We start from the raw sequence: 17,728 nt of genomic DNA, 5'->3' as shown, positions 1-17,728 counted from the left end.
TCAACTCTCCCGGCTTTCGAAGTCGATACGCGGATCGACCAGGGTGTAGGTAATGTCGCCGATCAATTTCACCACCAGCCCGAGTAGGGTGAAGATAAACAGGGTGCCGAACACCACCGGATAATCGCGGTTGATGGCCGCCTCGAAGCTCATCAGGCCCAGGCCGTCGAGGGAGAAGATCACTTCGATCAGCAGGGAACCGGTGAAGAAAATACCGATAAAGGCCGAGGGGAAGCCGGCGATGATGATCAGCATGGCGTTGCGGAATACGTGGCCGTAGAGCACGCCATTGTTGGTCAGGCCCTTGGCCCTGGCGGTGGTTACGTACTGTTTGTTGATCTCGTCGAGGAAGCTGTTCTTGGTCAGCAGGGTCAGGGTGGCGAAGTTGCCGATCACCAGGGCGGTGACAGGCATCGCCAGGTGCCAGAAGTAGTCGAGCAGCTTGCCGCCAAAGCTCAGTTCGTCGAAGTTGTTCGAGGTCAGCCCGCGCAGGGGGAACCAGTCGAAATAGCTGCCGCCGGCGAACAGCACGATCAGCAGAATGGCGAACAGGAAGGCCGGAATGGCATAGCCTACGATGATCGCCGAGCTGGTCCAGACGTCGAAGGCGCTGCCATGGCGGGTGGCCTTGGCGATCCCCAGGGGGATCGATACCAGGTACATGATCAAGGTGCTCCACAGCCCGAGCGAGATCGACACCGGCATCTTCTCGATGATCAGGTCGATGACCTCGGCATCGCGGAAGAAGCTCGAGCCGAAATCGAGCTGGGCATAGCTTTTCAGCATTAGCCAGAAGCGCTCCGGTGCCGGTTTGTCGAAGCCGTACATGCGCTCGATTTCCGCCACCAGTTCGGGGTCCAGGCCCTGGGCTCCGCGGTAGTTGGAGCCGGCCACCGAAACCTCGGCACCACCGCCGGCGATGCGGCTGGTGGCACCCTCGAAGCCTTCCAGCTTGGCGATCATCTGTTCGACCGGGCCGCCGGGAGCGGCCTGGATGATGATGAAATTGATCAGCAGAATGCCGAACAGGGTGGGGATGATCAGCAGCAGGCGACGGAAGATATACGCCAGCATCTTATTGCTCCGTCGTCGGCGAGGCGGCCGGTTGTGGCTGCGCCTCGGGTGCCTGCGGGCGGACCCACCAGGTGTTCAGGCCGATATCGTACTGTGGGGTGACTTTCGGATGCGCGAAGCGATTCCAGTAGGCCACGCGCCAGGTCTTGATATGCCAGTTGGGGATCACGTAGTGGCCCCAGAGCAGGACGCGATCCAGGGCGCGGGTATGCTCGATCAGGCTCTGCCGCGAGTCGGCATTGATCAGGCCTTCGACCAGCTGATCCACGGCCGGGTCCTTCAGACCGATAAAGTTGCGGCTGCCGGGGTTGTCGGCGCTGCTGGAATGCCAGTACTCGCGCTGCTCGTTGCCGGGGGAGTTGGACTGGCCGAAGCCGCTGACAATCAGATCGAAGTCGCGCGAGCGCAGGCGGTTGATGTACTGGGAGACATCGACCCGGCGGATGACCAGCTCGATGCCCAGGTCCGCCAGGTTGCGCTTGAAGGGCAGCAATACACGCTCGAACTCGGTCTGGGCGAGGAGGAACTCGAAGCTGACGGCTGTGCCCTCGGCGTCGAGCATCTGGTCGCCTTCGATGCGCCAGCCGGCTTCCTGCAGCAGTTGATAGGCGCGGCGCTGCTGTTCGCGAATGATGCCGCTGCCATCGGTGACCGGCGGCTGGTATTCGTCTGTGAACACCTGCGGCGGGATCTGTTCACGCAACGGCTCAAGCAGTTTCAGCTCGCCCGGGCTGGGCAGGCCGACGGAGGCCAGTTCGGAGTTGTCGAAATAGCTGCGGGTGCGGGTGTAGGCACCGTTGAACAGCTGGCGGTTGGCCCATTCGAAATCGAACAGCAGGCCCAGGGCTTCGCGTACGCGGCGGTCCTGGAACAACGGGCGGCGGGTATTGAAGATAAAGCCCTGCATGCCCGTGGGGTTGTGGTTGGCGATTTCTTCCTTGATCAGCTGGCCGTTGGCGACCGCGGCGATGCCGTAGGCGGTGGCCCAGTTCTTTGCACTGGTTTCCAGCCAATAGTCGAACTGACCGGCTTTCAGGGCTTCCAGAGCCACGGTGTTGTCGCGGTAGTAGTCGATCCGGCGGGTGTCGAAGTTGTAGAAACCGCGGCTGACCGGCAGGTCCTTGGCCCACCAGTCCTTGACCCGCTCGTAGCGGATCGAGCGGCCGGCCTGCACTTTGGCGATCCGGTAGGGGCCGCTGCCCAGGGGGATTTCCAGATTGCTCTTGCTGAAGTCGCGCTCGGCCCACCAGTGCTGCGGCAGCACTGGTAGCTGGCCGATAATCAATGGCAGTTCGCGGTTGCCGGCGTGCTTGAACACAAAGCGAACCTTGAGCGGCCCTTCGATTTCGACTCGATCGACATCGGCATAGTAGCCGCGGTAGGTGGGGGCACCCTTGCTCATCAGGGTTTCGAAGGTGAACTTGACGTCTTCGGCGGTGACCGGCTGGCCATCGTGGAAGCGTGCTTCGGGGCGCAGGTAAAAGCGCACCCAGGCGTTGTCCGGGGCTTTCTCGATCTTTTCGGCGAGCAGGCCGTACTCGGTAAAGGGTTCATCCAGGCTGTGATGGGTCAGGGTGTCGTAGATCAGGCCGAGATCATCGGCGGCCACCCCCTTGTTGATAAAGGGGTTGAGGCTGTCGAAACCGCCGAAACCGGCCTGACGCAAACTGCCGCCCTTGGGTGCGTCGGGATTTACGTAATCGAAGTGCTGGAAATTCGCCGGGTACTTGGGCGGCTCGTCGTACAGGGTCTGGGCGTGTTTGGGGCCGGCCAGGGTCAGGCCGGCCAGGCTGAGCAGGGCAATGCCGCTGCCGTGGACGAGTAAGGCGCGCAACACATGGGTCATTCAGCGTTCTCCATGGACTTCAGCCACCAGGTTCGTAGCCCCAGGGTGTAGGGCGGTGTGGCGACAAAGGCAAATCGGTTGCGATATGCCAGGCGGTGATAATCGATATACCAGTTCGGAATGCTGTAATGCTGCCAGAGCAGCACGCGGTCGAGCGCGCGGGTCGCGGCGACCTGCTCGTCGCGGGTCTGCGCCGAAAGCAGGCGGTCGATCAGGCTGTCCACCACCGGGTGGCTGACGCCAGCATAATTCTTGCCGCCCTTGAGGTTGGCCTGGCTGGAGTGAAAGTACAGCGACTGTTCCAGGCCGGGGCTGAGGGTCTGCGGCAAGGTCAGGAGGATCATGTCAAAGTCGAATTGATCGAGGCGCTGTTTGTACTGGGCGCGGTCAACGGTGCGCAAACTGGCCTGGATACCGATGCTGGCGAGGTTTTCAGTAAAAGGCTGGAGAATGCGCTCGAGATTGGGATTGACCAACAGTATTTCGAGGCGCAGGGGCTCGCCCTGGCTATTGAGCAGGCGTTGCCCGGAGGGTTTCCAGCCGGCGTCGGCCAATAGACCCAGGGCGCGGCGCAAGGTTTCCCTCGGGATACCACGGCCATCGGTCTGCGGCATCGTGAAGGGTTCGGTAAACAGGCGCGGTGGTAATTGCTTGCGGTGCGGCGAAAGCAGTAGCCATTCGGCCCCTTCCGGTTTGCCGCTGGCGGAGAACTCGCTGTTGGGGTAGTAGCTCTTGGCGCGGGTGTAGGAGCTGTTGAACAGTGCGCGGTTGGCCCATTCGAAATCGAACATCAAGCCCATGGCCTCGCGCACCCTGACGTCGCTGAACACGGCGCGCCGGGTGTTCATAAACAGTGCCTGGGTCTGGGTGGGAATCTGGTGCGGGATTTCCGCCTTGATCACTTCGCCGCGAGCCAGGGCGGGGAAGCGATAGCCGCTGGCCCAGTTCTTCGCCTGCTGCTCTATATAGATGTCGAATTCGCCGGCCTTGAAGGCTTCGAAGGCGACATGGCTGTCTCGATAGAACTCCACCTCAACCCGGTCGAAGTTGTATTTGCCGCGGTTAACCGGCAGCGTCGTCCCCCACCAGTCCTTGACCCGCTCGAAGGTCAGGCTGCGCCCGGGGCTGACCCTGGTGATGCGGTAGGGGCCGCTGCCCAGCGGCGGCTCGTAGGTGGTGGCCTTGAAGTCGCGATCCTGCCAGTAGTGCTGCGGCAGCACCGGTAGCTCGCCCAGGCGCAGGATCAGCAGGGGGTTGCCGGCACGCTTGAAGACGAAGCGCACGCTGTGCCGATTGAGAATATCGACACGCTGGACTTCCTGCAGGCTGGTGCGGTACTGCGGGTGCCCATCCTTGAGCAGCAGCCTGTAGGAGAAGGCCACGTCATAGGCGGTAATGGCTTTGCCATCGTGAAAACGGGCCTCCGGGCGCAGGTTGAACACCACCCAGCTGCGGTCCTCGCTGTACTCAATCGAGCGGGCAATCAAGCCGTAGCTGGAGGTGGGTTCATCGCCCGAGGGGTCGTACGAGCCGGTGCCCACCATCAGCGGGGCATTGAATTCATTGACCCCGTATTGCAGAAAATTGGCGGTGGCGACGGGGGGGCTGCCCTTGAAGGTATAGGGGTTCAGGGTGTCGAAGCTGCCCGCGGCCATCATTCGCAGGGTGCCGCCCTTGGGGGCTTCGGGGTTTACCCAGTCGAAGTGGGTAAAGCTGGCGGGGTACTTGAGCACCCCGAATTGGGCATAGCCATGACTTTCGCGAAGAGTCGCCCAGGCCGGGACGCTGATGGCCAGGCAGAGGAACAGCGAGAGGAGGGGACGTATCAAGTGAAATATCCGATCCGTGGCGTCTTATGGGCTGCTGGTCAGGTACAGTAACAGCTTGTATCCGCTGGAAAAAGAGCAGGTCAGCCAGCGAGTAACAGTTTGACTACACTATCTCCAACCACTGCGAGGCGATGATCTTGGGTATACGTAGCCATGGCATGCATTCATGGATCGAAAGATTTAACCAAGCTGAATTGCCCGCCCTCGCGGCGGTGGTGCAGGACTTGCACCGATTGACTCAGAACGGCAAGTCATCGGTCCAGCAACTGGCCGATGTGCTGTTACGCGATGCCTCCTTGACCTCCAAGGTGCTGCGCATCGGCAACAGTGTCTATTACAACCCTTCCCAGGAAACCATTCGTACCATTTCCCGGGCGATTGTCCTGATCGGCTTCGATAACGTGCGCCAGATCGGCCTGTCGGTGAGCCTGATCGACGGGCTGCTGGGCAGCGCCTCGCGCGATCAGTTGGAGGAATTGCTGGCGCGCTCCTTTCATGCCGCCGTGCAGGCCCGCAACATCGCCGGTTATGTGCTTGCCAAGCATGAGGAGGAGGTCTTTGTCGCGGCCCTGCTGCATAACATCGGCGAGCTGGCGTTCTGGGGCTGCGCCGGCGAGCAGGCCGACGAGTTGGCCTGTGCCCTGGCCCAGCCCGGCGTGGATGCCGACGAGGCGGTAATGGCGGTGCTCGGCACTAGCTTTCGCCAGCTGACCCAGGGCCTGGTGAAAAGCTGGAACCTGGGCGGAATTGTCGGTTTGGCGCAAAACAGCGCCAGCCAGAACGACCCTGCCGTGCGTGCGGTCAGCCTCGGTGCACGGATCAGTGAGGCGGCCTTGCAGGGCTGGGACTCGGCGGCCATGGAAAAGCTGCTCGGCGAGATGGCGGCACTGACCGGGGTCAGCCCCGAAGAGGCCATGCAGCAAGTGCTGGCCAGCGCCGACGAGGCGGTCAAGGTCGCCGCCACCTTCGGGGCCAGCGAACTCGGCAAGCTGATTCCCAATACCGACCCGGAACAGATTCGTCTGCAACAGGAGCAGCGCAAGGCCAGCCTACTGCAGCCCAACCTGCTGGTGTTGCAGCAGGCCCTGCAGGACCTGGGGCAGATGGCGGTGCAGCGCGGCGAGGTGGGCAACATTCTCGACACCCTGCTCAGGGGCCTGCATCAGGGGGCTGGGCTGGAGCGGGTGATGCTGGTGGTGCTGGCCGACGGGCAGAGTTGCTTTCGGGCCAAGCGGGTGGTGGGCGAGACGACGGAAAACGCGCTTGGTGATTTTGTCCTGCCGGTCGAGCAGCCCGAGCAACAGCATATCTTCAGCTATGTGCTGCGCAACAGAGAGGCACTGTGGATGGGCGTGCCGGCCAGCTATAACCTGGCGGAGCTGGTGACTCAGCCGATTCGCCAGCGATTGGGTCAGGGCATGTTCTTTATTGCCCCCCTGCTAGCCGGCAAGCGCGAAATCGGGGTGATATATGCCGATGGCCGGGTTTCCGGGCGGGCCCTGAAGCATGAGCAGTTCGTTGCCTTCCAGCGCTTCACTCAGCTGACCGGGCGCTGCCTGGAAGCGCTGACAAAGAAGGGCTAAGTCGGTCCATGACGGCCTTGCAAGGCCGTCATGGATGTCTGCTCAGCGTGGTACGTAGAGGGTCAGGGTCTGCCCGGGTTTTAGGGCCTTGCCAGCTCGCGGATTCCAGGTCTGCAGGTTCTTCATCGGCACCTTAAAGCGTTTGGCGATCAGGTACAGGGAGTCGCCTTGGCGTACCCGGTAGTAGGTCGCGCTGCTGCGGTTCGAACCGGTCGCTGCACTGCTTGCGCCGTACAGGGTAAGGGTCTGGCCCACGCGCAGGGTGTTGCCCGAGAGCTTGTTCCAGCGCTGCACGTCCTTGACGGAGAGCTGGTGGTTCTTGGCGATCTGCCAGAGGTTATCGCCGCTCTTCACCCGGTAGGTGCGCGGCTGTTGCCCGCTGCTGGCGCTGCGCTGTAGCCCTGGCTCGGCACGCTGCGCACCGGGTTGGGCGGGAATGCTCAGCACCTGGCCGATCTGCAGCGTGTTGCTAGTGAGCTTGTTGATGTCCTTGAGCGTATTGACGGTCAGCTGATGGCGGTTGGCGATGCTGTGCAGGCTGTCGCCCGAGCGTACGCGGTATTGCTGCCAGTCCACCAGTTCCTGGGGCTTCATCAGCAGGAGGTTGGCGGTCAGCAGTTCGGCTTTGTCGGTTGGTACCAGCAGGTGCTGCGGGCCGTCGAGGGTGATGCCTTTCTTGAAGGCGGGGTTGAGCAGATAGAGCTCATCCTCATCGAGGCCCGTCATGGCGGCGACCCGGGACAGGTCCATGCGCTGCTTGAATTCGACCTTCTCGAAGTAGGGCTCATTGGCAATCGGGTTGAGGCTGACACCATAGGCCTGCGGGGTCATCACCACTTGCGACAGGGCCAGCAGCTTGGGCACGTAATTCTGGGTTTCGCTGGGCAGGTTGAGGTTCCAGTAATCGGTCGGCAGGCCGAGTTTCTGGTTGCGCTCGATCGCCCGGCTGACCCGGCCTTCGCCGGCATTGTAGGCGGCGAGGGCGAGGAGCCAGTCGCCGTTGAACATTTCCTTGAGGCGGGTCAGGTAACTGATGGCCGCATCGGTCGAGGCCAGCACATCGCGCCGGCCGTCGTACCAGTTGGTCTGGCGCAGGTTGAAGTTACGCCCGGTGGAGGGGATGAACTGCCACAGGCCGACGGCATGGGCGTGGGAATAGGCCAAGGGGTTGTAGGCGCTTTCGATCATCGGTAGCAGGGCCAGCTCCATCGGCATATTGCGCTGCTCCAGGCGCTCGACGATAAAGTGGATATAGGGGCTGCTGCGCTCGCCGACTTTTTCCACAAAGGACGGATTGCTGACGAACCACAGGCGCTGCTGTTCGATGCGCGGGTTGAGGGTGATGCTGTCTTGCAGCTGATAGCCTGCGCGTACCCGCTCCCAGATGTCTTTGGGTTCTTCCGCGGCCGGCGCCTGGATGCTGTCGGTCAGCCACTCCGGTTCCTGCTCCAGGCCGACGGCGCGATCGGTATCGCGGCTACGGTCATCGGCGGCCTTCTCGCCCAGGCTCTGACAGCCGGCGAGGGTTATGCAGAACACCACCGCAAGCGCCCGGGAGCCTTGGGTCAATGCCTTTAAATTCAAGGTCTTGCGTGGTGATAAAGGCATTGGCTGAGGGGGGCGTCCGGGCTGAAAGATCGGGGGATTCTAGGAACGAGGCCGCTGCTGGTCAAGTTTTAACCAGTCTTTTGTGGGCTTATCGTGCTTTTAGAACTTATCTTTCCAGGCGCGCAAGGCGGCAAAGACCTGCTCGGTTGTGCGTGCCATGGGGCCGTCGCGTTCGTCGATCTTGCGCTGCACCTCGAGCTCGGCGCTGCGCAGAAAGGGGTTGGTGGCGCGCTCCAGAGCCAGGGTCGAGGGCAGGCTGATGCGCCCGGCTTCACGCCAGGCCGTGACCTGCTCGAGGCGCTGCCGGATCTGCCGGTTATGCGGCTCCACTGCGACGGCAAAGCGCAGGTTGCTCAGGGTGTATTCGTGGGTGCAGAACACCTGGGTCTGGTCTGCCAGGGCGGCCAGGCGGGCGAGGGAGTTGTGCATCTGTTCGGGGCTGCCTTCGAACAGGCGGCCGCAGCCTGCGGCAAACAGGGTGTCTCCACAGAACAACCAGTGCTGTTGCGCCTGATGGTAGGCAATATGCCCGAGGGTATGGCCGGGCACCTCGAGCACGCTGAACACCTGACCCAGCACCTCGACCTGGTCGCCTTCGCCGAGCGGCTGGTCGCGGCCGGGAATCTGCTCCCTGGCCGGCCCCAGCACCCGGGCCCCGCTCAGGGCCTTCAAACGTTCGACGCCGCCGACATGGTCGAAGTGGTGATGGGTGATCAGGATATCGCTCAACTGCCAGCCGGGATGGGCCGCGAGCCAGGCTTCGACGGGGGCGGCATCGCCGGGGTCGACCACGGCGCAGCGGCGCTGCTCGGGGTCTTGCAGCAGCCAGATGTAGTTGTCGGAGAAAGCGGGCAGGGCGTCGATTTTTATCATGATGCGGGTCGCTAAGCGGGCCATAAAGGTGCATCTTAGGTCTCATTGGCGGTGCTGGCTATGCAGGTAATCCTTATGTCCGACCATCCTTTTGCCCTGGCCGACAGCGATTGGCTCAGCCTGATCGGCAAGGCGCGCAGCTGGTTCAACGGCCCCTACGGTCAATTGCTTCTGGAGCAGGAACGCCGCCTGCTAGAAGATGAACTGGCACGTTTCTTTGGCGGCTACCTGGTGCACTACGGGCCCTCGGCCCAGCCCATTCCCGATGCCGCGCAGATCCAGCGCAGCGTGCGCCTGGGTGCGCCCTTCAGTGGCGTTGAAATCGTCTGCGAGGAGCAATCCTGGCCCCTGACCGAGTACGCCGCCGATGTCGTGGTGCTGCAGCACGGCCTGGACTTCAGTCTGTCGCCCCATGGCCTGCTGCGCGAAGCCGCGCGCAGCGTCAGGCCCGGCGGTCATTTGCTGATCGTCGGGGTCAACCCACGCAGTGCCTGGGGGCTGCGCCACTTCTTTACCCGGGATGCCTTGCATCAGGCGCGCTGCATTGCACCCAGCAGGGTCAGTGACTGGTTGCACCTGCTGGGTTTCGCGCTGGAGAAACGCCGCTTCGGGTGCTATCGTCCGCCGCTTTCTTCGAGCGCCTGGCAGGCGCGCCTGGCTCCGCTGGAGACCTGGGGCGCGGCCTGGCAGCCGCCCGGCGGCGGCTTTTATGTGCTGGTGGCGCGTAAGTTGGTGGTGGGCTTGCGCCCATTGCGCCAGCCGAGCCGCCAGCCCATGGGCAAGTTAGTGCCGATGCCGGTAGCTAGGGGCAGTTGCCGGGGCGAGCCGCCGCAGAAGTAGAACCGACCGAATATATTGAGTGAGAGATTGCAGCTACATGAGTGAACAGGTCGAGATCTATACCGACGGTGCCTGCAAGGGCAATCCTGGCGTGGGTGGCTGGGGGGCATTGCTGATCTTCAAGGGTGTCGAGAAGGAGTTGTGGGGCGGCGAGGCCGATACCACCAACAATCGGATGGAGCTGACTGCAGCCATTCGTGCCCTGGCCGAATTGAAGCGCGAGTGCGAGGTGCGCCTGGTTACCGACTCCCAGTACGTTATGCAGGGTATTCAGGACTGGATGCCCAACTGGAAGAAACGTGGCTGGAAAACCGCGGCCAAGCAGCCGGTGAAGAATGCCGACCTGTGGCAGCAGTTGGACGAGCAGGTGGGGCGGCACAAGGTCACCTGGCAGTGGGTGCGCGGCCATACCGGCCACCCGGGCAACGAGCGGGCCGATCAGCTGGCCAACCGCGGTGTAGACGATGTGAGGAGTGCGAAGCGTGCGTAGTGTTGTTCTCGATACCGAAACCACCGGTATGCCGGTGGGCGATGGCCACCGGATCATTGAAATCGGTTGCGTCGAACTGATCGGCCGGCGTCTGACCGGGCGGCACTACCATGTCTACCTGCAGCCGGATCGTGAGATCGACGAAGGGGCCATCGCGGTCCACGGCATCACCAACGACTTCGTGCAGGACAAGCCGCGCTTCAGGGAAGTCGCCGACGAGTTCTTCGAGTTTATCAAGGGCGCGCAGCTGATCATTCATAACGCCGCGTTCGACGTTGGCTTTATCAATAATGAATTCGCCCTGATCAAGCAGGACGAGCGCGCCGATATCAGCGAGCACTGCTCGATTCTCGACACCCTGCTGATGGCCCGCGAGCGTCATCCGGGGCAGCGCAACAACCTCGACGCCCTCTGCAAGCGTTATGGCGTCGACAACTCCGGGCGCGATCTGCACGGCGCTTTGCTCGATGCCGAGATTCTCGCCGACGTCTACCTGACCATGACCGGCGGGCAGACCAATCTGTCTCTGGCCGGCGACGGTTCCGAGGGCGACAGCAACGGTCGCCAGCAGCCCAGCGCGATTCGTCGTCTGTCGGCCGAGCGTGCGCTTACCCGGGTGATCCGCGCCAGCACGGATGAGCTGGCGCTGCACCAGGCGCGCCTGGCCGCCATCGAGAAATCTGCCGGCGCTCCCGCGCTCTGGCAGCAGCTGGAACAGGCTGGCGGCGAAGGTTGAGAAGGGTCGCGAGTTATCGACTCGCGACCTTTTCGTATAGCCTGACGCTGAGGGGGTTCCGCCTGACGAGGCGAGCCTCTACCCTGAGGCGATAGGCAAGTCAGTACTTGCCAATCTCAGGGACGCCACAATGTATAAAGACCTAAAATTCCCCGTCCTGATCGTGCACCGCGACATCAAGGCCGATACCGTGGCCGGTGACCGGGTACGCGCCATCGCCCAGGAACTGGAGCAGGACGGCTTCAGCATTCTTTCCACTGCCAGCTCCGCCGAGGGGCGCATCGTCGCCTCCACCCACCACGGTCTGGCCTGCATCCTGGTCGCCGCCGAGGGGGCGGGTGAAGACAAGCGCCTGCTGCAGGACATGGTCGAGCTGATCCGAATTTCCCGGGTGCGCGCACCGCAGTTGCCGATTTTCGCCCTCGGCGAGCAGGTGACCATCGAGAACGCCCCGGCCGAAGCCATGGCCGACCTCAATCAGCTGCGCGGCATCCTCTATCTGTTCGAAGACACCGTGCCCTTTCTCGCCCGCCAGGTCGCCCGCGCCGCGCGCAACTACCTGGATGGCCTGTTGCCGCCGTTTTTCAAGGCCCTGGTGCAGCACACCGCGCAGTCCAACTATTCCTGGCATACGCCGGGCCACGGCGGTGGCGTGGCCTACCGCAAGAGCCCGGTGGGACAGGCCTTCCACCAGTTCTTCGGCGAGAACACCCTGCGCTCCGACCTCTCGGTGTCGGTGCCGGAGCTGGGCTCGCTGCTCGACCACACCGGTCCCTTGGCCGAGGCTGAAGCCCGCGCCGCGCGCAACTTCGGCGCGGACCACACCTATTTCGTGATCAACGGCACCTCGACGGCGAACAAGATCGTCTGGCACTCCATGGTCGGCCGCGACGACCTGGTGCTGGTGGATCGCAACTGCCACAAGTCGATCCTGCATTCGATCATCATGACTGGCGCGATCCCGCTGTACCTGTGCCCGGAGCGCAACGAGCTGGGCATCATCGGGCCGATTCCGCTGAGTGAGTTCAGCCGCGAATCGATCCAGGCCAAGATCGACGCCAGCCCCCTGGCTCGCGGCCACGTGCCGAACAGCAGTGGGGCGATGGTCAAACTGGTGGTGGTGACCAACTCCACCTATGACGGCCTGTGCTACAACGCCGAGCTGATCAAGCAGACCCTGGGCAATAGCGTCGAAGTGCTGCATTTCGACGAGGCCTGGTACGCCTACGCGGCCTTCCATGAGTTCTACGCCGGCCGTTACGGTATGGGCACCGCGCGCACCGACAAGGCACCGCTGGTGTTCACCACCCACTCCACCCACAAGCTGCTGGCGGCCTTTAGCCAGGCCTCGATGATCCATGTGCAGGACGGCGGCCAACGTCAACTGGATCGGGACCGCTTCAACGAAGCCTTTATGATGCACATCTCCACCTCGCCGCAGTACGGCATCATCGCCTCGCTGGACGTGGCCTCGGCCATGATGGAAGGGCCGGCGGGGCGCTCACTGATCCAGGAAACCTTCGACGAGGCCCTGAGCTTTCGCCGCGCCCTGGCCAACCTGCGGCAGAACCTGAGTGCCGATGACTGGTGGTTCAGCATCTGGCAGCCGCCTCAGGCCGGCGGCGACAATGTCAGCACCGGCGACTGGCTGCTGCAGCCGCAGGCCGACTGGCATGGCTTCGGCGAGGTGGCCGAAGACTATGTGCTGCTCGACCCGATCAAGGTCACCCTGGTCACCCCCGGCTTGACCGTGGACGGCACCCTGGACGCCCAGGGCATCCCCGCGGCCGTGGTCAGCAAGTTCCTCTGGGAGCGCGGCCTGGTGGTGGAGAAGACCGGTCTGTATTCCTTTCTGGTGCTGTTTTCCATGGGCATCACCAAGGGCAAGTGGAGCACCCTGCTGACCGAACTGCTGGAGTTCAAGCGCAGCTACGACGCCAACCTGCCGTTGAGCGATGTGTTGCCCTCGATTGCCCAAGCCGGCAAGGTGTTCTATCAGGGCATGGGGCTGCGCGATCTGTGCGATGCCTTGCATGCCTGTTACCGCGAAAACGCCACGGCCAAGGCGCTCAAGCGTATGTACACGGTACTGCCGGAAGTGGCGATCAAGCCCGCCGATGCCTACAACCAACTGGTGCGCGGCGATATCGAGGCGGTGCCGATCGAGCAGCTCGAAGGGCGTATCGCCGCAGTGATGCTGGTGCCTTATCCGCCAGGTATTCCGCTGATCATGCCGGGCGAGCGCTTTACCGCGCAGACCCGCTCGATCATCGACTACCTGATATTCGCCCGCACCTTCGACCTGAGCTTTCCGGGCTTCGATGCCGACGTGCACGGTTTGCAGCGCGAGGAGGGGCTCTACACGGTCGATTGCATCAGGGCCTGATCGTGCTCTGGCCCGCAGGTTTGCCTGCTGGGCCAGGCTCGACTTGGATGAAACTCAGCAGATCAAGCGGTTATCGTGGATAGCTGAAAATTGAGCTTAACTTTGGCGACGTGTTCTGCGTCACAGAGGACGGCATCGACATTTATGTCGTGGTTGTTATAGTTGCTCGATTTTTAGCATAAGAAGAATGCCATGCGCGCTTGCGCCCCTGCCGAGGATGACTGCCATGTCCGACTACAAAGCCTTTAATGTCGTGTTGGCAGATAAGATCGCCCATGTGGTGATCAATCGCCCGGAGAAGATCAACGCCATGAACGCCGAGTTCTGGCGCGAAATCATCGATATCTTCCGCTGGGTGGACAACACCGATGAGGTGCGGGTGGTGGTGCTCTCCGGGGCGGGCAAGCATTTCTCTTCGGGCATCGACCTGATGATGCTGGCGCAACTGGGCAGCCAGATGGGCCCCGATGTCGGCCGCAATGCGGAAAAACTGCGGCGCAAGATCCTCGAGCTGCAGGCCTCCTTCAATGCCGTGGACAATTGTCGCAAGCCGGTGCTGGCGGCTATCCAGGGTTACTGCCTGGGCGGTGCCATCGACCTGATTTCGGCCTGCGACATGCGTTACTCGACGGTCGATGCGCAGTTCTCGATCAAGGAAATCGACATCGGCATGGCCGCCGATGTCGGCACCCTGCAGCGTCTGCCACGGATCATCGGCGACGGCATGATGCGCGAACTGGCCTTTACCGGCCGTACCATCGATGGCGAGGAGGCGCGCAGTATCGGCCTGGTCAACCGCACCTTTGCCGACACCGACGCCCTGCTCGACGGGGTGATGGCCATTGCCCGTGAAATCGCCAGCAAATCGCCGGTGGCGGTGCGCGGTACCAAGGAAATGATTCGTTATATGCGCGACCATCGGGTCGACGACGGCCTGGAATATATCGCCACCTGGAATGCCGCCATGCTGCAGTCGGTCGATCTGCGCGTGGCCATGGCCGCCCATATGAGCAAGCAGAAGCCGGAGTTCGCCGACTGATGCCGTCCTTCCACCTGTTTTTATCACCGACGCGGGAGGCGCAATAGTTCATGGTATCTGGAGCCACGTCACTCAATCTGGTGCGCGATGAACTGTTCACCACCATGGAGGAGGCCGAGTCGAGTCTCGAGCACTTCATCGCCGACCGGCATAACGGCAGCCTACTGCAGCAGGCGGTGGAAAACCTTCAGCAGGTACGCGGCACGCTCAACCTGATCGAGCTTGCCGGTGCCGAGTTGCTGGCGCAGGAAGTGCTCGATCAGGCCACCGATATTCCGGCGGGCGCTGGCGAAGAGCGCGATGCGCAGCTGTCGGCCTTAAGCAATGCCCTGCACGTGCTACGCCGTTACCTGGAAAACGTTGAAGCCAATCGCCAGGAAATGCCCGAGCTGTTACTGCCGGCGATCAACGATCTGCGCCAGGCCGGCGGCCAGCAGGCCTTGCCGGAAAGTTTCTTTTTCAGCGTGCGCCTGGATCACGAGCGCCCGCGCAGCGCACCTGCGACCCTCGACGCGGCCGCCAAGGCGGTGGAAGGGCGACGCTTGCGCCATATGTATCAAGTCGGTCTGCTCGGTTTTATCCGCGAACAGAATGCCCAGGCCAGCCTGAAGCTGATGGGGCGGGCCTTGAGTCGCCTCGACAGCCTGCTTGCCAACGAGCCGCGGGGACGCTTGTGCTGGATTGGCTCGGCCGCGCTGGAAGCTCAGGTGGATGGCCAGCTACTACCGCGTAAATCGCGTAAGCAACTGTTCTCGCGGCTGGACCGCGAGATCAAGCAGATGCTTGGCAACAGCCAGTACGAGGCTCCGCGCAGCCTGCTCAAGGAACTGCTCTACCTGGTGGCACTGGCCGCCAGTCGCGGGCCGCAGGCCCGGGCCCTGAGCGAAGTCTTCGCCCTGGCACCGCTGCCGTTTACCGATCATCTGCTGGAGGCCGAATACCAGCGCCTGGCGGGGCCGGGGCAGGCGGTCATGCGCTCGCTAAGCGCGGCTATTCGCGAAGAGCTGGCCAGCGTCAAGGATATGCTCGACCTGATCGAGCGTGGCACCGTGCAAGCGGAGAGTCTGGGCAGCCTGCATGCTTTGCTCGGCAAACTGAGCAAGACCTTGGGCATGGTTGGCTTGAGTTCGGCCGGCAATGCCCTGGGGGCGCAACTGCAGGCCGTTGCCAGCTGGAGCGAGGGGCAGGTCCCGGACTCCGTGCAGCTGAACAAGTTGGCGGATGCGGTGCTTTATGTCGAGGGCATGGTCGCCAGCCTGGAGAGTGGCGAGCGACGTGAGCCGCGGCCTGCCCAGGCGCAGCCTGCCAGCGAGGCAGAGTCCTTCGCCCTGCACCAGCTCAATGAGGCGCGCATCGTGGTGGTCGATGAGGCCCAGGCCGGTCTGGCACTGGCCAAGCGTGCGATCACCGCCTACCTGGAGTCGGGTGGCGAGCGCATGCACCTGTCCAATGTGCCCTTCAGTCTGCAGGCGGTGCGTGGCGGCTTGTGGTTTCTCGAGCAGGAACGTGCCGCGCTGCTGGTGGGGGCGTGCGCGGAGTACATCCAGACGCAGATGTTCGAAGCGCCGCAGATGCCTTCCGAGCAGATGCTGGAAACCCTTGCCGATGCCCTGAGCAGCCTCGAATATTACCTGGAAGCCGGCGCGGTGATGCGTCCGGAAACCAAGCCCAGCGTCCTCGATCTGGCGGCCGAGAGTGTCCGGGCTCTCGGTATGCCTCTGGTGGCTTGAATGAAACAACGTTGGCAGCCCGCCCATCTCGATAGCCAGCAACCGGGTGGTTGGGTGCTGGCGCACTGCAAGCAGCATTTCCTGGCGGACAGCAATGGCGTGCTGTTCCCCCGCGAATGGCTGAAAAAGCAGGACTTGCCGGTTCTGGCTGAACATGGCGTTGGGTATTTCGACGACGACGCCATCTACCTGCTCGAGCTGGAGCAGCCGGCCGATATGCCTGGTTGTTCCTGGCAGAGCCTGCGCCAGTTCATGCTGCAGGGCGACGACGACACCTTCAGGTTGCTCAGCTATGCCACGCAGATCGGCATCTGGGCGCGCCAGCATCGTTTCTGTGGCAGCTGTGGCGGGGCCATGCAGCACATCGCCGGCGAACGCGCGATGCATTGTCCGCGCTGCGAGCTGCAGCATTACCCGCGCCTGTCGCCGAGCATGATCGTGCTGGTGACCCGTGGCGATGAAGTGCTTCTGGCCCGCTCGCCGCGCTTTGTCGCCGGGGTCTACAGCACGCTGGCCGGGTTCGTCGAGGCCGGCGAGTCGGTCGAGCAGTGCGTGGTACGCGAAGTGCGTGAAGAGGTAGGGGTCGAGGTCGGCAATCTGCGTTACCTGGGCAGCCAGGGCTGGCCGTTCCCCCACTCCCTGATGCTCGGTTTTCACGCCGAGTATGTCAGCGGCGATATCGTCATGCAGGCCGATGAAATCGAGGATGCGCAGTGGTTCAGCGTGCACGACCTGCCGCCGCTACCGGCGGCCCGTTCCATCGCCCGTTACCTGATCGATGTCTATGTCGCACGCCAGTTGGGGTTGCCCGAGCCGTTGCTGCCGGGCTAGTAACGTAGGCTACGCCAGCCCGAACCAGTGCTGCCAGGCCAGGCGCACGGTCAGGCCCAGCACCACCAGGATAAATACCGGGCGGATAAACTTCGAGCCGCCCTTGATCGCCGTGCGCGCCCCGAGAAAGGCACCGACCATCAGCGCCAGGCCCATACTGATGCCGAGTAGCCAGGCCACCTGACCGCTGAAGATAAACACGCTGAGGGCGCAGGCGTTGCTGACGAAGTTCATGCTGCGCGCCACGCCGCTGGCCCGCACCAGATCCAGCGGGTAGAGCAGCAGGCTACTGACCGTCCAGAACGCGCCGGTACCAGGCCCAGCCACCCCATCGTAGAAGCCCAGGCCCAGACTTTGCGGCCATTGCCGGCCCTGGGCGATGGGCGCGTCAGCTAGCAGCGGTGCGGCGGGTGTCTTGCCGAACAATAGATACAGGCCGCAGGCGAAGACCACCACAGGGAGCATCTGGTTGAGCCAGGCCGACGGCACCCACTGCGCCAGCATCGCTCCCAGTACCGCGCCCACGGCCGTGCCGATCAGCGCATTGCGCCATTGCCGCGGGGCAAACAGCTTGCGCCGGTAAAAGGTGTAGCTGGCGGTGGCCGAGCCAAAGGTGGCGCAGAGTTTGTTGGTACCCAGGGCCAGATGCGGCGGTAAACCGGCGGTAAGCAGCGCGGGAATGGTCAGCAGGCCGCCGCCGCCGGCAATGGCATCGATAAAACCGGCCATAAAGGCGACCAGGGCCAGAATCGCCAAGGTCGATAGGTCGACGCTGAACTCGAAGGGGAAAGGCATGAAAAACACGTCCTGTGTCTGATTGTGTGGTTCTCTTGCTGTTCGCAAGCCAGGCAGCTGCGCATAAT

The 17,728-nt window shown here is 62.8% G+C and carries 14 protein-coding genes; 8 read left to right on the top strand and 6 right to left on the bottom strand.

Going from position 1 to position 17,728, the window contains the following annotated elements:
• The 3 genes from AACY13_RS18880 to AACY13_RS18870 are packed head-to-tail and all read right to left on the bottom strand — an operon-like array spanning nucleotide 1 to nucleotide 4,746.
• Nucleotides 1-1,074: a microcin C ABC transporter permease YejB gene (locus AACY13_RS18880; RefSeq protein ID WP_339463121.1), complete on the bottom strand. Its 1,074-nt coding sequence runs from the start codon at nucleotides 1,072-1,074 to the stop codon at nucleotides 1-3.
• A gap of 1 nt (nucleotide 1,075) precedes the next feature.
• Entirely contained in the window at nucleotides 1,076-2,920 is a 1,845-nt protein-coding gene (locus AACY13_RS18875; RefSeq protein WP_339463120.1) for an extracellular solute-binding protein, read from the bottom strand.
• Nucleotides 2,917-4,746 carry an extracellular solute-binding protein gene (locus AACY13_RS18870; protein ID WP_339463190.1) on the bottom strand — a complete coding sequence of 610 codons (1,830 nt, stop codon included), beginning with the start codon at nucleotides 4,744-4,746 and terminating at the stop codon, nucleotides 2,917-2,919. Before AACY13_RS18870 ends, AACY13_RS18875 begins: the two co-directional genes overlap by 4 nt.
• A 161-nt stretch (nucleotides 4,747-4,907) precedes the next feature.
• Between AACY13_RS18870 and AACY13_RS18865 the strand changes: the two genes are divergently transcribed.
• Complete coding sequence (locus AACY13_RS18865; protein ID WP_339463119.1) at nucleotides 4,908-6,332, top strand: HDOD domain-containing protein; 1,425 nt, start codon at nucleotides 4,908-4,910, stop codon at nucleotides 6,330-6,332.
• 42 nt (nucleotides 6,333-6,374) lie between these two features.
• Here the strand turns inward: AACY13_RS18865 and AACY13_RS18860 are convergent, their stop codons facing one another.
• Nucleotides 6,375-7,940, bottom strand: coding sequence for a lytic transglycosylase domain-containing protein (locus AACY13_RS18860; protein WP_339463118.1), 1,566 nt, complete (start codon nucleotides 7,938-7,940; stop codon nucleotides 6,375-6,377).
• 99 nt (nucleotides 7,941-8,039) lie between these two features.
• Nucleotides 8,040-8,813 carry a hydroxyacylglutathione hydrolase gene (gloB, locus tag AACY13_RS18855; RefSeq protein WP_339463117.1) on the bottom strand — a complete coding sequence of 258 codons (774 nt, stop codon included), beginning with the start codon at nucleotides 8,811-8,813 and terminating at the stop codon, nucleotides 8,040-8,042.
• Nucleotides 8,814-8,888: 75 nt separating this feature from the next.
• On the opposite strand from gloB, the gene AACY13_RS18850 reads away from it, so the two are divergent.
• From AACY13_RS18850 to nudC, 7 genes are all read left to right on the top strand, one after another.
• Entirely contained in the window at nucleotides 8,889-9,653 is a 765-nt protein-coding gene (locus AACY13_RS18850; RefSeq protein ID WP_339463116.1) for a class I SAM-dependent methyltransferase, read from the top strand.
• Nucleotides 9,654-9,690: 37 nt separating this feature from the next.
• A complete protein-coding gene (gene rnhA, locus AACY13_RS18845; protein ID WP_339463115.1) occupies nucleotides 9,691-10,143 on the top strand; it encodes a ribonuclease HI in 453 nt (150 codons plus the stop codon).
• Nucleotides 10,136-10,879: a DNA polymerase III subunit epsilon gene (dnaQ, locus tag AACY13_RS18840; RefSeq protein WP_339463114.1), complete on the top strand. Its 744-nt coding sequence runs from the start codon at nucleotides 10,136-10,138 to the stop codon at nucleotides 10,877-10,879. The genes rnhA and dnaQ overlap by 8 nt, the downstream gene beginning before the upstream one ends.
• A gap of 130 nt (nucleotides 10,880-11,009) precedes the next feature.
• Entirely contained in the window at nucleotides 11,010-13,265 is a 2,256-nt protein-coding gene (locus tag AACY13_RS18835; RefSeq protein WP_339463113.1) for an Orn/Lys/Arg decarboxylase N-terminal domain-containing protein, read from the top strand.
• Nucleotides 13,266-13,491: 226 nt separating this feature from the next.
• Nucleotides 13,492-14,304: a crotonase/enoyl-CoA hydratase family protein gene (locus AACY13_RS18830; protein ID WP_339463112.1), complete on the top strand. Its 813-nt coding sequence runs from the start codon at nucleotides 13,492-13,494 to the stop codon at nucleotides 14,302-14,304.
• 50 nt (nucleotides 14,305-14,354) lie between these two features.
• A complete protein-coding gene (locus tag AACY13_RS18825) occupies nucleotides 14,355-16,034 on the top strand; it encodes a ferrous iron transporter B (protein ID WP_339463111.1) in 1,680 nt (559 codons plus the stop codon).
• Entirely contained in the window at nucleotides 16,035-16,865 is an 831-nt protein-coding gene (gene nudC / locus AACY13_RS18820; RefSeq protein ID WP_339463110.1) for an NAD(+) diphosphatase, read from the top strand.
• Between the two features lie 9 nt (nucleotides 16,866-16,874).
• Here nudC and AACY13_RS18815 read toward each other — a convergent pair whose 3' ends face one another.
• Nucleotides 16,875-17,660, bottom strand: coding sequence for a TSUP family transporter (locus AACY13_RS18815; RefSeq protein ID WP_339463109.1), 786 nt, complete (start codon nucleotides 17,658-17,660; stop codon nucleotides 16,875-16,877).
• Nucleotides 17,661-17,728: the final 68 nt, after the last annotated feature.

The organism is Pseudomonas sp. EA_105y_Pfl2_R69 (assembly GCF_963970915.1).
Taxonomy (GTDB): Bacteria; Pseudomonadota; Gammaproteobacteria; order Pseudomonadales; family Pseudomonadaceae; genus Aquipseudomonas.
Note: the sequence above shows the minus strand (reverse complement) of the source record. Positions and strands in the feature narration are given on the sequence as shown.

Coding starts and splice junctions, on each gene's coding strand:
- nudC (WP_339463110.1), top strand. CDS start 16,035: ATGAAACAACGTTGGCAGCCCGCCCATCTCGATAGCCAGCAACCGGGT.
- AACY13_RS18815 (WP_339463109.1), bottom strand. CDS start 17,660: ATGCCTTTCCCCTTCGAGTTCAGCGTCGACCTATCGACCTTGGCGATT.
- rnhA (WP_339463115.1), top strand. CDS start 9,691: ATGAGTGAACAGGTCGAGATCTATACCGACGGTGCCTGCAAGGGCAAT.
- AACY13_RS18830 (WP_339463112.1), top strand. CDS start 13,492: ATGTCCGACTACAAAGCCTTTAATGTCGTGTTGGCAGATAAGATCGCC.
- AACY13_RS18835 (WP_339463113.1), top strand. CDS start 11,010: ATGTATAAAGACCTAAAATTCCCCGTCCTGATCGTGCACCGCGACATC.
- AACY13_RS18850 (WP_339463116.1), top strand. CDS start 8,889: ATGTCCGACCATCCTTTTGCCCTGGCCGACAGCGATTGGCTCAGCCTG.
- AACY13_RS18880 (WP_339463121.1), bottom strand. CDS start 1,074: ATGCTGGCGTATATCTTCCGTCGCCTGCTGCTGATCATCCCCACCCTG.
- AACY13_RS18860 (WP_339463118.1), bottom strand. CDS start 7,940: ATGCCTTTATCACCACGCAAGACCTTGAATTTAAAGGCATTGACCCAA.
- AACY13_RS18825 (WP_339463111.1), top strand. CDS start 14,355: ATGGTATCTGGAGCCACGTCACTCAATCTGGTGCGCGATGAACTGTTC.
- AACY13_RS18865 (WP_339463119.1), top strand. CDS start 4,908: ATGCATTCATGGATCGAAAGATTTAACCAAGCTGAATTGCCCGCCCTC.
- AACY13_RS18875 (WP_339463120.1), bottom strand. CDS start 2,920: ATGACCCATGTGTTGCGCGCCTTACTCGTCCACGGCAGCGGCATTGCC.
- gloB (WP_339463117.1), bottom strand. CDS start 8,813: ATGATAAAAATCGACGCCCTGCCCGCTTTCTCCGACAACTACATCTGG.